The sequence below is a fragment of the Phaeobacter sp. B1627 genome, assembly GCF_006265095.1.
Lineage (GTDB): Bacteria > Pseudomonadota > Alphaproteobacteria > Rhodobacterales > Rhodobacteraceae > Epibacterium.
In genome coordinates, this window is the sequence record NZ_VCNK01000016.1 from 98,241 (window position 1) to 112,725 (window position 14,485).

Sequence of the window (14,485 nt, forward strand, 5' to 3'; positions counted from 1 at the left end):
CGGCCCAGGGCTGGTCGTCGTGGAGTGAGCGAACATGGACCATTGCCGGACCCTTTGCTGTTTTCAGGAAACGCTGTTCTCTGGACATTCCAGGCAGGCATATTCGCAGATCGGGCCCCACCCATTGACCTGCGTCAATTGTCCCGCCGTTTCGCCGGGTTTCCGGCTCTGAGTTTTGGTCCGGTTGCGGACGCGCGATTGACCTTTGTCAATTCGGGTCGCCAGGAGTTTCGTATGCAGGGAGGGCCTCAGCGGGCCGGACGAAAAGAGACAGCGCAATCCCATGACCACCGAAACCTCTTCAACAGCGGCGGAGCCCCCGAAGGGCCGTATTGCGGCCATTCACGGTGGGGTCGTCGATGTCGCATTCGAGGGGAAAGTTCCGCGTATTCACGATCTTCTTTACGCAGGGGAGATCGCGATGGAGGTCTCGGGCCTGATCGGGCGCGGCGTGGTGCGGGCGATGGCGCTGGCCCCAGTGCGCGGCCTTGGCCTTGGCATGCCGGTCACGGCCACGGGCGGGCCAATCGAGGTGCCGGTGGGCGATGCTGTTCTGGGGCGGATGCTCGATGTGTTTGGCGCCCCGATTGATGGACGCCCGGCACCGGTCGCGACGGATCGCCGCTCTATTCACCGCGCTCCTCCCAAGCTGAGCGACCGTGTCCTGCACTCGCGGATCCTGGAAACCGGGATCAAGGCGATCGATCTGCTGTCTCCCATCGAGCGGGGCGGCAAGACCGGTCTGTTTGGCGGTGCCGGTGTCGGCAAGACGGTGCTGATCACCGAGCTGATCAACAACACAGTCCAGCACCACAAGGGCGTGAGCCTGTTCTGCGGCATCGGGGAACGATCGCGCGAGGCAGAAGAGCTGTACCGCGAAATGGGGGAGGCCGGCGTGCGCGACAAGACCGTGATGCTGTTTGGCCAGATGAACGAGCCCCCCGGTGTCCGGTTTCTGGTCGGCAACACCGCCCTGACCATGGCCGAGTATTTTCGCGACGACAAAGGCCAGGACGTTCTGCTCCTGATCGACAATATCTTTCGCTTCGTTCAGGCCGGGTCCGAGGTCTCGGGGTTGATGGGGCGGATGCCGTCCCGTGTCGGTTATCAACCCACGCTGGCCACGGAACTCGCCAGTCTGGAAGAGCGTATCACCTCAACCCGCCGCGGCGCGATCACCTCAATTCAGGCGGTCTACGTCCCGGCCGATGATTTCACCGACCCGGCCGCCGCGCATATTTTTTCGCATTTGTCGGCCTCGGTGGTGCTGTCACGAAAGCGGGCAAGCGAGGGGCTGTACCCGGCGGTCGATCCGCTGGCCTCGGCCTCTGTCATGCTGACGCCTGCGGTCGTTGGGCAGCGCCACTATGACATTGCCCGTGCTGTGCGCCGGACCCTGGCCGAATATGAAGACCTGCGCGACATCATCGCAATGCTCGGGCTGGAGGAACTCTCCGCGGCTGATCGCGCAACCGTCGCTCGCGCCCGGCGGCTGGAACGGTTCCTGACCCAACCCTTTTCCACCACGGGATCCTTCAGCGGCATGGCGGGCAAGCTGGTGCCAATCGAAGAGACGCTGCGCGGCTGCGAGACCATTCTCGGCCAAACAGAATTCGATCTGCCGGAAAGCGCCTATTACATGATCGGCGGGTTGGATGATCTGGAGGGCGCGCGATGAGCCTGGCCCCGGATATGACCGTCAGCCTGCGCCTGCCCACACAGAGCCTGTATGAGGCGCAGGCCACGGCCCTGACGGCGGTCGCATCGGATGGGGCCTTCGGCATCTTGCCGAACCATATTGATTTCGTCACCGCCATCGTGCCGTCGGTGCTGACCCTGTGCCTCACCGACGGAACCGAGGAGATTTTCGGCGTGGATGAGGGGCTGCTTGTCAAAAAGGGGCATCTGGTTTCCGTCTCGGTGCGGCGCGGTGTGCATGGCGACAATCTGGCCAGCCTGCAGGATCTGGTCGAGGCGCGTTTTGTGCAGATGGATGAAGAGGAACGACAGGCGCGCTCGGCCCTGTCCCGGCTGGAGGCCGACCTGGTGCGTCGGTTTGCGGAACTGAAAAGGCCACAGCCATGACGCGCAAACCGGACAAACCCATCGATGACATCGCCCGTCAGGCCCGGCGCATGAAATCAACGCGCGACAATCCCGGAGCAAGCCCGCTGCGGGGGCTCGGGACATTCGGAATGATCGGTTGGTCAATCGCAGTGCCGACCGTGGGGGGGGCAGCCCTCGGGCTCTGGCTGGACCGCGTGGTGCCGCAGGGGTTTTCCTGGACCATTGCGCTGATCCTGGGGGGCGTGGTTCTGGGGGGCTTCATCGCCGCATCGTGGATGAACAAGGAAGGGGGCGACAAATGATACCCGTTGATTGGACCGCAGCAATGACCGGAGGGGCAATCGGCATCGTCATGGGCGCCCTGTTCTTTGCAGGACTGGCGCTGGGGATGCGGCGGGCCTTGCGCAGCGCTTCGGCGATCCGCCTGCTGACGATCAGTTCTGTGGTCCGGATGACGGCCCTGCTCGGTGTCGGATGGGTGGTCCTCGACCTCCTCGGGGTCTGGGCGGGGCTCGGATATGCCGCTGCATTTTTCGTGACGCGCGTCATTGCGACCACGCTGGCCCGCCCGGCGACATCGGCAGGAGGTGGCGCATGACCCTCACGCCGGATCAGATCATCATGTTCGAGCTGTGGGGCATGCCCCTCAACGCGACCATCTTCTACACCTGGATCGTGATGGCCTTGCTGACCATTGCCTCCCTGCTGATCACACGAAAACTGCGGCCCGATGTCCCGCCAAACCGTTGGCGGACGACGCTTGAGGTGATCGTTCAGGGCATCCAGAGCCAGATCGAGGAGATCTCCCGCCGCCCCTCGCGCCGCCTGTTGTACTTTGTGGGAACGCTTTTCCTGTTTGTCGCCATGTCCAATCTGCTGCTGGTGGTGCCGGGGTTCGAGCCGCCGACCTCGTCCCTGTCCACCACAACCGCGCTGGCCATCTCGGTGCTGATTGCGGTGCCGATGTTCGGGGTGAACAGCCGTGGGCTCGGGGGCTACCTGAAGACCTATCTGGAGCCCTCGGTCATCATGCTCCCGTTCAATATCATCTCGGAATTCTCCCGCGGGATTTCGCTGGCCATACGGCTCTACGGCAACATCATGAGCGGCGCGGTCATTGCGGTGATCCTGCTCGGTGTCGCGCCATTCTTCTTTCCGGTGGTGCTGGATGTTCTCGGGCTCCTGACCGGGATGATCCAGGCCTATATCTTTGCGATCCTGGCGACCGTCTACATCTCCACCGCGACCACACCGTCGCCCTCCACTCAGACACAAAAGGACAGTTGATGACAGACCTTGGTATCATCGCAGCCGTTTCCATCTTTACTGCGGGGCTCACCGTGTCGTTCGGCGCGATCGGCCCTGCATTGGGTGAGGGGCGGGCCGCCTCAACCGCACTCAGTGCAATTGCGCAGCAGCCGGATGCCGGATCGACCATATCGCGGACCCTGTTCGTGAGCCTCGCAATGATCGAATCCACGGCAATCTATTGTTTCGTCGTTGCAATGATCCTGATCTTTGCGAACCCGTTCTGGATCGCCGCGACAGAAGCCGCTCAGGCAGTAGGTGGCTGACGGATGTCCATCGACTGGATCACTGTTGCGGCCCAGATCGCCAATTTTCTGGTGCTCGTCTGGCTGTTGAAGCGGTTTCTCTATCGCCCGATCCTCGACGGCATCGACGCCCGCGAGACGGAGATTGCAAACCGCATGCAAGACGCCGTGCTGGCGCAGGAAAAGGCCGCGCAGGCCGAAGCGGACTACCGCGACCAGCTCAGCCGCCAGCAGTCAAAGGAAGCCGATTTATCCGAGGCCGTCCGCAAGGCTGCCGAAGACGAGCGGGACGCCATACTCGCCGAAGCCCGCGCGCAACTGGAGCGCGAACGCGCGCTTTGGCTGACACAGCTCAGCGACGAAGCCAGAGAATATACCCGCAAACTGCATCGTGTCGGGGCGGATGCGCTTCTGTCGCTGACGCGCAAGGCCCTCGGCGACCTCGCGGATGACACGCTCGAAGCGCGGATGGCGGCGCAGCTCATCCAGAAAATCGACCCCATGGCGGCGGAGCTCAAAAATGCCGCCGCCGCGGCATCCAGCGCGGTGATCTACAGTCAGGCCCCCCTGCCGCCGGGGGTGAAGGGCAGCCTGACTTCCGGGCTGGACGCGGTGTTTCCCGGCATTGCTCCGGATTTCAAAACCGATCCTGAACAGGCGCCGGGTCTTGTACTGCGCATCGGTGGCGCGCAGCTGGCCTGGACGCTGGACAGCTATATTGATGGCCTGGAGGCGCTTGTTGCCGACAAGCTCGGCGCCGGTGCCGTTCCGGGAGACCCAGACCATGCGCAGTGACAGCAGCGGGCCGACCGCAGATCCGGCAGGGGTCGTGGAGATGCTCCTGAAGAGCCCCGCGCCCCTGCCGCATCTCAGCGAGATCGGACAGGTGGCCGAGGTGGCTGACGGCATCGCCGTGGTCACCGGACTGGACCGGGCACTGTCGGACGAGCTGCTGACCTTCGACAGCGGTGTCCGCGGCATTGTGCTCGACCTCGAACCCGGTCGGCTCGGGGTGGTGCTTCTGGGGCCATCAGAACAGGTGACCGTCGGTGAAAGCGTGATGCGGACGCGCACGGTTGTCGGCACCAAAGTCGGAGAAGCGCTGCTGGGCCGCGTCGTGGATGCCCTTGGCGAACCGCAGGACGGGCAGGGCGCGATAAAGGCGGCGGCGATCCGCCCGGTCGAGGCCGAGGCGCGCAGGATCCTCGATCGGCAGGGGATTACGCGGCCGCTGGCAACGGGCATCAAGGCCGTGGACGCCGCTGTTCCGATCGGGCTGGGGCAACGGCAACTGGTGATCGGCGACCGGCAGACCGGCAAGACCTCGCTGGCGGTAGATGCGATCCTCAACCAGAAAAACACCGAGGTGGTCTGCATCTACTGCGCGATCGGACAACGCGGCGACGCGGTGGCCAAGGTGATCGGCGCCATTCGCGAGGGTGGCATGATGGAGCGGACCACGATCCTCGCCGCCGGCGACGATGAGGCGGCAGGCCTTGCCTATATTGCGCCCTACGCGGCCCTGACCATGGCTGAGTATTTCTCCGGGCGCGGGCGGGACGTTCTGGTCGTTCTGGACGATCTGACCCATCATGCGCGCTCCTATCGGGAATTGTCGTTGCTGCTGCGCCGCCCGCCGGGACGCGAGGCCTTTCCCGGGGACATTTTCTACATCCATGCCCGCCTGCTGGAGCGGGCCGGGCAATTCACCGAAGCGGCGGGGGGCGGATCCATTACCGTCCTGCCCGTTGTCGAAACCCAGGCAGAGAACCTGTCGGCCTATATTCCGACAAACCTGATCTCGATCACGGACGGGCAGATCTACCTGTCGCCGCGTCTGGTGCGGAAAAATCAGTTCCCGGCAATCGACCTGGGGGTGTCCGTCAGCCGCGTCGGCGGCAAGGCGCAGAGCAAGGCGTTCCGCTCCGTTGCCGGGAACCTGCGCGTGACCCTGTCGCAATTCGAGGAACTGGAAGACTTTGCGCGCTTCGGCACCCGGCTTGACGAGGCCACCCGCGCGCGGCTCAGTCGGGGGGCCGCCGTGCGCGCCTCGCTGCGACAGGCAGAACGCGACCCCATTCCCGCAATTGAGCAACTGGCGGTGATGGTGGCGGCCATGGATGGCCAGCTCGACGGGTTGAGCGAGGCGGAGACCGCCACCGTCATGGGCGCGATCCGAACAGCGGCGGCCCGCGATCTCGGCGATGTCGCAACGCAGATCGCACAGGACGCCCCGTTTGACGACGCCGCTCGCGCCCGGCTGTCGGCGCTGGGCAAGACAGTCCGGGGCGCGGTGGAGGATCGGCATGGCCCAGACGCTTGAAACGCTGACCCGGCGCACCACCAGCATGCAGGGCATCCGCAGTGTGGTGCATACGATGAAGACGCTTTCGGTGATCAATTCCACCCCCTACGAGCACGCCGCCCGCGCCATCGAGGCCTACCATGATACGGTTCTCCTCGGCTTGCAGGCCTTTCTGTCTCAGACGGGTCCGATACGCATGGGGGCTGCCGAGGGCGCAGTTCGGGTCATGGTCGTTTTCGGCTCTGACCACGGGTTATGCGGGAACTACAATGATGCACTTGCCGCCTATGTGCGGCAGCAGATTGAGGACGACAGCGCCGAGCGGACCACCTCTGTCATGTGTATCGGGGCACAACAGGCGGATGCGCTGACGGATCATGGCCTCAGGGTTGAGACGACGTTTTTTCCGCCGGCATCGGTGGATGGCATCGGGCGCCTTGCAAATCTTCTGACCCAAAAGCTGGAAGACATCCGGGCAAGAAGCAAACCGCGGGATGTGTCGATTTCGCTGGCCTATTTTGCCCGCAGTGAGGGCGCGGGACAAAGCCCCGTCATCGCGCCTCTGCTGCCGCTCGGGGCCGGGCTGCTGGCGGATCTTCAGGCCAGACCCTGGGCATCGCGGAGCCTGCCATATTTCTCGATGGCGCAAGGCGACCTGTTGAAGGCGCTGATCCGCGAGCATCTCTTTGCCAGCCTGTTCCGGGCAGCGGCAGAGGCGCTGGTGACCGAGAATGCCGCCAGGCTGGCGCTGATGCAACAGGCCGAGCAATCCGTGGACGACCGGCTGGATGCGCTCAGGTCGGACACACGTGCAATGCGGCAGACCGAAATCACCACAGAGCTTTTGGATGTGATCATCGGATTTGAGGCTCTGAACAGGAAGCGATCCAGGTGAAGGCCGCTGACTGAACCTGACAGAGCGGCGATCTTGCGGCCAGGGATCGCTGCGCGCAGATACTCCTCGGCCGGATGGCCTCCTGTGCAATCGCACCGGACAACGTCACTCACGCAGGGGGATGGTCGGGACCGTCGGCGCAGTATCTTGCGGTGCAATGCGCAGGGCCCGCAAGGCATTGAGGATGACGGCCACGTCAATGACCTCCTGCAGTATCGCGCCCTGCACCGGAGACAGGTAGCCGAAAGCCGCAGCGACCATGCCTGCCACCGACAGTCCTATCCCTGCCACGACGCTTTGAAGCGCGATCCGGTGTGACCCTTTGGCGATTTCGATCCCGGTCCCGAGCCGGTCAATCCGGTCCACGAGCAATACGACACCGGCCGCCTCGGAGGAGGCGGCGGCGCCCCGGGCGCCCATGGCGACCCCGACGTTTGCCGCAGCCAGCGCGGGCGCGTCGTTGACACCGTCGCCCACCATCATCACCGGGCTGTTCTGGCGCTCGGTGAGGACCAGCAGGACCTTTTGATCGGGCGTCAGATCGGCGTGTATGCCATCCAGGCGGAGCCCTTCTGTCACTTTGCTGGCAACATCGAACCGGTCGCCCGTTGCCAGCAGAATACGCGACAGGCCGTTCTGCCGCAGGCGATCCAGCAAGGCGTTCGTGCCCTGTCTCAGCGGATCTGCCATAACAAGATGGCCGGCCAGTTGGCGGTCAATGGAAACCGCCACCAGAACAGACCCTGCCATTTCATCACTGCTGGCTTCGGGGTGACGTCCGAGGTGCCGGGAAACGAATCCCTCGCCGCCAAGGGTGACGCTGCGGCCGTCGACCCGCCCGCGGACACCTTCACCGGGAATTTCAGACACTTCCGTGGGGACAAACAGGTCGAGGCCACGGGCTTTTGCGGCCAGAACAACAGCCTGCGCAACCGGGTGTTTGGAGGCCTGATCGAGGGAGGCCGCCAACCGCAGAACGTCGTTTTCACCAAATCCGTTGTGGCAGCGGATGGACACGATCCGCGGTCGGCCGTCGGTCAATGTTCCCGTCTTGTCGAGGATCAGCGTGTGCACGCGGGCCATGGCCTCCAGAGGTCTTGCGCCCTTTATCAAGATGCCAAAATGGGCGGCGCGCGACACTCCGGCGACCAGGGCCACCGGCACGGCGAGGATCAAGGGACAGGGCGTGGCAACAACCAGAACGGCGACCGCCCGGATCGGGTCCCCCGTTGCCCCCCACGCGGCACCGGCGATCAGCAGGGTGACGGCGAGAAACCCCAGCGACCAGCGATCCGCCATGCGCGCCATGGGCGCCTTGGAGCGCTGCGCAGCCTCCACCAGACGCACGATGCCTGCATAGGTGCTTTCCCGGGCGCGGTGGGTCGCAAGCAGGTCAAAGGGTTCACCTGCGTTCGTCGAACCGCTCATTGCGGATGCGCCGCGCGACAGCCTGACCGGCAGGGATTCACCGGTCAGGGCGGAGGCATCGACAAAGGCGGTCTCCGTCGCGATCTGGCCATCCACCGGCACCACATCGCCCTGACGGATCAGCAACAGATCGTCCGGTTTGATGTCCTCCAGCGGCACCTCCTCAAGCTCGCCATCCATGTACCGCATCGCCGTGCGCGGTACGCGGGACAACAGGTCGCGCATTTCGCGACGCGCCCGCCCCTCGGCAAAACTCTCCAGAAAGGTGCCGCCCGCATACATGACGGCAATGACCGCCGCCGCCAGTGTCTCTCCGAAAACAAGCGCAGCGGTCATCGACAGGGCTGCCACAATATCAAGCCCGACGTCCCCGCGCCTGAGGCTGCGCAGAATTTCCACCGCAAGCGAGACGAGAACGGGCACCACCCCCATCGTCCAGACCACGACGGCGGTCTGGTCCCTGCCCGAAAAACCAAACAGCAGCCCGCCAACAAGCCCCAAGACCGCGCCGAGCAACAGGACAGTTTTGAAATCACTCCTGAACATTCCACATCCCCTTCTGGCTGTCGCGCTGATGTCTTGTCGCGCTGGCATCATGCAGCGGACAAAGATATCCGCGCGATGCGACTTGCATACCCCGTGCTAGCATCATCGCGCATCATACGCAGCCTTTTGCGACGGGGACACGGCAGGCAGCAGGAAACCGTTGCCGGAGTTGCGACCGAGCGCGTCAGGGAAAACAGCTTGTCGGGCGTGTCGTCGGTTGCGCACAGGTCGCCCACAGGTCGCGGCTATGGGCGTGCCCTGCGGAGCGGGCGATCCAGCCCATGCTCTCACCGACTGTCGTGACGGCGGGGGCAGGCCTACATCTGCATTCTCTTTTGGATCATAGGACACATCGGTGTGATGGCTTGCAAAAACGCGCAGCCCCGCCGAAGCTGCGCGTTCCTTTTTTCCGGCCCCAGCAAAGGGACCGGTCCGGTGTTTGTGCAGCTGTCGCTATTGCACAGGATTGTCCAGAACAGCGCCATGAACGACCATGTTGTTCTTGTCCGCGGAGGGGTTCAGGTCGACTTCCATCGCGTAGTTCTTGTCCGAGGATCCGCTGGACGACTTCGTGTAGGAGGTGTTGACCGAGCCAAGCGGGATGAAGCCGAAGAGGCTGACTGACGCGTGGGACTGGGTGTGGAAGTATTTCTGGAACGAGCTGTAATCGTCCGACGAAAAGAACATCTTGCCTTTTGGCATCGTTGACACCAGCAGGCCGCGCAATGCCTGCAATCCGCCGCCCTGAAGCACCGCCTTGTGCTCTGCCTCATTGGAGACAAAGAACGGTCCGGTATCAGCAGAGGTATTGGCGGCTGCCTGCTTCAGGATCAGCGCCAGATACCAGCCAATGGTATTGTTTGCGGTCAGGTTCGACGGGGAAGCGGCCAGGTAGCTGACGTTGTCATACTCCAGCTCGATTTTGGCCTTCGACATCAGCCGGTGGAAATGGCTTTCTTTGTATTGCGCGCTGGACGCTCCGGCGACCGTCAGAAAGTCGATCGGGAACGAGCCGCCGACCTTGCCGTCGATCGTAAAGCTTGAGGACGACTGCCCCACATCGGTCAGCTCGATGGTGATCTTGACCGTCTGGCCGTTGTTGAATTTTGACGGGAAATTCGGATCGACGTTATAGCCGGCAAGCCAGACCTTGTTGTTGTTGCGATCATAGCACTGGATGCCGCCATTGGTCGACGAGGGAGATGCGATATTGGCCTTGATCGCAGTGATCTGGTTTGCGAAGTCCAACTTGGCAGAGTTGATATTCGACATGATTGTGATATCGGCCTCGGCGGAATTGTAGTCCGCGGCGAATTTGGGCCAGTTTAAGGATTTCTTGAATTTCGACGTGAAGTGCGACACGACATAGCCTACCTTGTCATTGGCAAAGCCGGCTGCTGTCATTTGCTCTGCGGTAATCGGCGCAAAGGTTTTCTCCCAGGTGCTGACCAGCCGGCCCAGAACATCGGCGTTCTTGGTTTCCAGGCTGGTGATTTTGTTCTGGTCAGCGACTGAGAGGCCATAGGCCATATCCTCCACCATCTGGCGGTAGGTGTTGACGAAGGTATCGGCTGTCGACCAGCTGTTGAGCTTGCCATTCGTGCCGGGCACAAATGTCCCTGCAATGATGTCATGGGCCCCGTGTTCGAGCACACCCACATTCAGTACCGGACGGGTGATCATCTCCGGGATGGTGAATTGTTCCGGCGTCGGCACGCCGGGGGGCAGGCTCGATTTGAATTGCTCGAGTACGGCTGCTTTTGCCTTGCTGAGATCGGTCATCGGTATTTCCTCCAGGTGGTTTATGGCCGTTTGGCCGCAGGGACCCTGTTGATCCTCTGCAGCATCAGTCTGACCCTCTGGGGGGCGTGAATCCTGATGTCTCGCCGAAAGCTGTCCGAAACCAGCCCGGCGGCCCGATTTTAGATTTCAGGTTAATTTCGTATTGTTTTCAGGCACGCCGCCGCCCGATCCCGCAATGCTGGGCGGGAGGCGACAATCGGGTTGCCGCTACAGATGAGATGACGAGGGAGCGCCGACGCGTGCAGACAGAAGTGACCAGACTGCGCGAGATCAGCATATTTCCCTTTTACAGCAATCTTCCCATCGAGGTGGCGCCTGTACTGACAGCCGCTTCGGGGCGCTACATCAACGGGCGTATCATGAACCATCAGTTTTGCGAGTTGATCCTTGATGCTGGCGTTTCCACTGACCGTCTGCGCGTTGGCGCTCCCTACTCCTGCTCGGGAGTGAACGCCGATGGGCAGACGGTGCAGACGCATTGGTTGTATTGCACATCAACCGGGCCGCGCTGTAGGTTTGGCATGGCACGGGACTGGTGCCGGGCGGCAGGTTTCGCACCGCTTCTGGCTGACGCGTCCGCGCCACTTGTCAAGCTGGAAGAGCTGACCGATCTTGTCACGGTGTTCCCGGCGCTTCCTCCGGCGGTCGGCCTGTCGCAGGCTCAGATCGGTCTACACGGCTGGCTTGTGATGACCTGTCTGACCGTGCCGCATATGATGGGAATTCAGATTGACGACCCGGCCCTTCCCCCGGCGCTCTCCGAAGGGGTGGAGAACATCACCATATCGGCCCGATGCTCTCGCACGATGCAATCCATCGGCGTTGACGGGCTGACCTGCGTTGCAGCGCAGGGGTCAGCTCTGTTCCTGCGGGAGCAAGGTTAATGCGCGGGCTGTATCTGCAGAGAAATGACTGCTACCGTCCTCCAGCCCCGGTTCCGGCACAATACCGACCGAAGGCAAGCGCGCCCAACCTGTGCCGGAGGGAGGGGCTTTCCTATGCCGTGTCCCGGGTGCGGGTGCGGGCAAAAAATGTTGCGGAGAAAGACTTTTTGTCGACTGGTCGGGAGCAATACAGCCCTGCATACGGGCAACAGATTGCAAAACCCATCCAATTGGGCGGCGCAACCTATTGTGGGGAGACGGACCGGCTCATTTCCGCCACCGGCGAAGAGGTGCTCTTGCGCTGGCAATCGGCGCAGGTCCTGCGCATTCTGGTTGGTCATCTGAACGCGGTGGTGTCCCGCGACGAGCTGATTTTGCAGGTCTGGGGAGGCATTTCGGTCACCGACGACAGCCTGACGCAGTGTATTGCCGATATCCGCAGGGCGCTTGGAGATCGGGATCATGCGCTGCTGAAGACCCTGCGCAAACGCGGCTACCTGCTGCAGGGTGAGGTGCTGCGCCCGCCGCCTGCGGTGGCGCGCGTTCCACATCCTGCACCGGCACAGGGCGGGCAGACCTTGCTGGCGGATCTCGATCCGCGTGACGTCCTGCCGACACTTGCCATTTTGCCACTGCGGAACCTGTCCGGCACCGGTCAGGATCCCTTGGGGGTGTTTGTCGCGGATGAGATTTCCGGCGCTTTGGGGCGGTCGCGGGACGTCAATATCATTTCGCGCCTTTCGACGGAGCAATTTCAGGATGTCCGGGGCTCATTTGCAAACCTGCGGCAGGTTCTCAACGCGGATTTCGTGATTTCCGGCGTCTTGCTGAGCGAAGCCGACACGGCCACGCTCTCTGTTGAATTTGCCGAAACCGAAAGCGGTTTTGTGCTCTGGTCCGACCGGATGCGCCTGCGTGTTCCCACGATCCTGACCGATACGGATTGGGTCGACCGCATCGTATCGCTCGTCCGCAATGCCATCATGGTCAACGAGGTGCGCCGGGTCAGGACCCGGGCGCTGCCTGATCTGAAGCTGTTCAGCCTGCTGCATGGCGCGGTTGGCCTGATGCACAGGCTGTCGCCGGCCGATTTCAACGAGGCGCGGGAGCATCTGGAATATGCGGCGCAGCGCGCGCCGCGCAATCCCGCCCCATTGGCGTGGTTGGCACGTTGGCATCTGTTGCGGACCGTGCAGGGATGGACAGATGACCCGAAGCGCGAGGCCGAGGTGGCGCTTGGGTTTACCGCCCGCGCGTTGGATATCGATCCCGGTCACACGCTGGCGCTTGTGTGCGAGGGGCAGGTTCTGACCCATATGTCCCATCAGCTCGATGCGGCGGCAGAGCGCTATGAGATGGCACTTTCCGGAAATCCCAATGACGCTCAGGGGCGTGCATTGCGGGGGATGCTGGAAACCTTTCGCGATAACGGGGCCCTGGGCAAGCGCGACACGGAACGGGCGCTGCATCTGACGCCGCTTGATCCGCATCGGTTTTTCTATCTCGTGTTTGCGGCGGCGGCCAATCTTGCGGTGGATGATTTTGCACGGGCCGAGACCCTGGCAAAGGAATCCCTGCGGCTGAACCGGACCCATGTCTCAACCCTGCGCACGCTGGCCGTGGCGCAGGTGGGTATGGGCAAGGGTGATACCGCCCGCGAGACGGCGGGAGCCCTGTTGAAGCTCCAGCCCGATCTCAGCGTCAGCGGCTGGCTGAAGGCGTCACCCAGTGCGCATTACCAAAACGGGCGACGTTTTGCCGACATGTTACGTGAGGCAGGGGTCCCTGACTGAATTCGATACAGCTTGAAACAAGGGATATTCAGCATGAGCATTTTTCCGGAGAACGCCTACAATGCGTATAACGCATATAACGCGTATAATGCCTACAACGCGTATAACGCCTACAATGCCTATAACGCCTACGGCGCCCCGAGCAACAACAACGGTCTCCTGTCCGGGGCCTTCCTGACCACACATGACGGGATCACCGGCGCGCAGCTGGATCCGGTCGGGCCTATTCGCCCGGGGGCCGCAAATGATGTGCGCAATCTGCCACGCCTTGCAGCCGGGGTGCGGGCGGCGATCTATCAGGCCGAACTTGGCCCCACCGTGGATGTGACCTTTGAAGCGGATGGTGACAAACCGCAGGCGGTGCTGTGGCGCCGTGCTGAGGAAAAGGGGCGCCGCCGCGCTTTTGTCTATGACCGGATGGTCGAAATGACCGCGCCAACCGTGGAGCAGTTCCAGACCCAGATGGCGCTGGTGTCCGGCTACGCGCAAATCCGCCCCGACCGCTCTGCCGAGATCATGACGCAGGTCTCTGCCCCTTTGCCGTTTTATACGACCATCGGTTTTATCGACCCGGCGCGCACCCCCTATACCATCGAGCTGCTTCATGCGGCGCTGGGCTTTGCGACGGCGGTGACACAACGGATGAAATACGCCCTTGCGGTCAAGCGGCCGGTGCTGTTCTCGCCGCAGATCCAGCCGATGATTGCCACCCCCACCCATGGCAGCCTGCCGAGCGGCCATGCGACCGAGGCCTTCCTGATGGCCCGGCTGATCTGGAAGCTGCTTGCTGGCAGCGGCCTGCCCCAATACACCGAAAATGAGTATTGGGGTGAGATGCTGATGCGACTTGCGGCCCGGATTGCAACCAACCGCACGGTTGCCGGCGTGCATTTCCCCGTAGACAGCGTGGCGGGGGCGATCCTCGGCTGCACTCTGGCGGACCATGTCTTCTCTCAATGCTGTGGCGGGGAGTGGTGCGCAGCCTCTTTCGAGGGGGCAAATTTTGACGCGCAGCACGATTTCGACTGGCACCAGATCTATAGCGTCAAAGGTGACCAGATGAAATCCTCAGCCCGGTCCGGGCTCGGAACCTGGATGCAGTCCCGCCCGCAGAAGGCCGACCCGGGTTTTGATGTGCCGCCGGTGCTGTCGTGGCTCTGGACCAAGGCGCAGGGCGAGTGGCGGGATATTTCCCTGGATGTCGAGTGAGG

The 14,485-nt window shown here is 62.6% G+C and carries 14 protein-coding genes; 12 read left to right on the plus strand and 2 right to left on the minus strand.

Going from position 1 to position 14,485, the window contains the following annotated elements:
- Positions 1 to 283: 283 nt before the first annotated feature.
- The 9 genes from atpD to FGE21_RS09550 are packed head-to-tail and all read left to right on the plus strand — an operon-like array spanning position 284 to position 6,820.
- On the plus strand, positions 284 to 1,678 hold the full coding sequence (gene atpD, locus FGE21_RS09510; RefSeq protein ID WP_139663055.1) for a F0F1 ATP synthase subunit beta: 1,395 nt from the start codon (positions 284 to 286) through the stop codon (positions 1,676 to 1,678).
- On the plus strand, positions 1,675 to 2,085 hold the full coding sequence (locus tag FGE21_RS09515; protein ID WP_139663056.1) for an ATPase: 411 nt from the start codon (positions 1,675 to 1,677) through the stop codon (positions 2,083 to 2,085). The genes atpD and FGE21_RS09515 overlap by 4 nt, the downstream gene beginning before the upstream one ends.
- Positions 2,082 to 2,369, plus strand: coding sequence for an AtpZ/AtpI family protein (locus FGE21_RS09520; protein WP_139663057.1), 288 nt, complete (start codon positions 2,082 to 2,084; stop codon positions 2,367 to 2,369). Before FGE21_RS09515 ends, FGE21_RS09520 begins: the two co-directional genes overlap by 4 nt.
- Positions 2,366 to 2,665, plus strand: coding sequence for an ATP synthase subunit AtpR (locus FGE21_RS09525; protein ID WP_139663058.1), 300 nt, complete (start codon positions 2,366 to 2,368; stop codon positions 2,663 to 2,665). The genes FGE21_RS09520 and FGE21_RS09525 overlap by 4 nt, the downstream gene beginning before the upstream one ends.
- Positions 2,662 to 3,354 (plus strand): F0F1 ATP synthase subunit A, encoded by a 693-nt coding sequence (locus FGE21_RS09530; protein WP_139663059.1) that lies wholly within the window; start codon positions 2,662 to 2,664, stop codon positions 3,352 to 3,354. Before FGE21_RS09525 ends, FGE21_RS09530 begins: the two co-directional genes overlap by 4 nt.
- A complete protein-coding gene (locus FGE21_RS09535; RefSeq protein ID WP_139663060.1) occupies positions 3,354 to 3,641 on the plus strand; it encodes a F0F1 ATP synthase subunit C in 288 nt (95 codons plus the stop codon). The genes FGE21_RS09530 and FGE21_RS09535 overlap by 1 nt, the downstream gene beginning before the upstream one ends.
- Positions 3,642 to 3,644: 3 nt before the next feature.
- Entirely contained in the window at positions 3,645 to 4,415 is a 771-nt protein-coding gene (locus tag FGE21_RS09540) for a F0F1 ATP synthase subunit B (RefSeq protein ID WP_139663061.1), read from the plus strand.
- Positions 4,360 to 5,943 (plus strand): F0F1 ATP synthase subunit alpha, encoded by a 1,584-nt coding sequence (locus tag FGE21_RS09545; protein WP_255731474.1) that lies wholly within the window; start codon positions 4,360 to 4,362, stop codon positions 5,941 to 5,943. The genes FGE21_RS09540 and FGE21_RS09545 overlap by 56 nt, the downstream gene beginning before the upstream one ends.
- Positions 5,927 to 6,820, plus strand: coding sequence for a F0F1 ATP synthase subunit gamma (locus tag FGE21_RS09550; protein ID WP_139663062.1), 894 nt, complete (start codon positions 5,927 to 5,929; stop codon positions 6,818 to 6,820). Before FGE21_RS09545 ends, FGE21_RS09550 begins: the two co-directional genes overlap by 17 nt.
- Positions 6,821 to 6,925: 105 nt before the next feature.
- Here FGE21_RS09550 and FGE21_RS09555 read toward each other — a convergent pair whose 3' ends face one another.
- Together FGE21_RS09555 and FGE21_RS09560 are read right to left on the minus strand one after the other, a co-directional pair.
- Positions 6,926 to 8,794: a heavy metal translocating P-type ATPase gene (locus FGE21_RS09555; protein ID WP_139663063.1), complete on the minus strand. Its 1,869-nt coding sequence runs from the start codon at positions 8,792 to 8,794 to the stop codon at positions 6,926 to 6,928.
- Between the two features lie 453 nt (positions 8,795 to 9,247).
- Positions 9,248 to 10,576: a hypothetical protein gene (locus FGE21_RS09560; protein ID WP_139663064.1), complete on the minus strand. Its 1,329-nt coding sequence runs from the start codon at positions 10,574 to 10,576 to the stop codon at positions 9,248 to 9,250.
- A 260-nt stretch (positions 10,577 to 10,836) separates the two neighbouring features.
- Here FGE21_RS09560 and FGE21_RS09565 point away from each other — a divergent pair, with 260 nt between their 5' ends.
- From FGE21_RS09565 to FGE21_RS09575, 3 genes are all read left to right on the plus strand, one after another.
- Complete coding sequence (locus tag FGE21_RS09565; protein WP_139663065.1) at positions 10,837 to 11,481, plus strand: hypothetical protein; 645 nt, start codon at positions 10,837 to 10,839, stop codon at positions 11,479 to 11,481.
- Positions 11,482 to 11,648: 167 nt separating this feature from the next.
- The gene (locus tag FGE21_RS09570) at positions 11,649 to 13,274 is read left to right on the plus strand and encodes a winged helix-turn-helix domain-containing protein (RefSeq protein WP_176695404.1); all 1,626 of its coding nucleotides are present in this window, start codon (positions 11,649 to 11,651) and stop codon (positions 13,272 to 13,274) included.
- A gap of 33 nt (positions 13,275 to 13,307) precedes the next feature.
- On the plus strand, positions 13,308 to 14,483 hold the full coding sequence (locus tag FGE21_RS09575; RefSeq protein WP_139663067.1) for a phosphatase PAP2 family protein: 1,176 nt from the start codon (positions 13,308 to 13,310) through the stop codon (positions 14,481 to 14,483).
- Positions 14,484 to 14,485 lie beyond the last annotated feature (2 nt).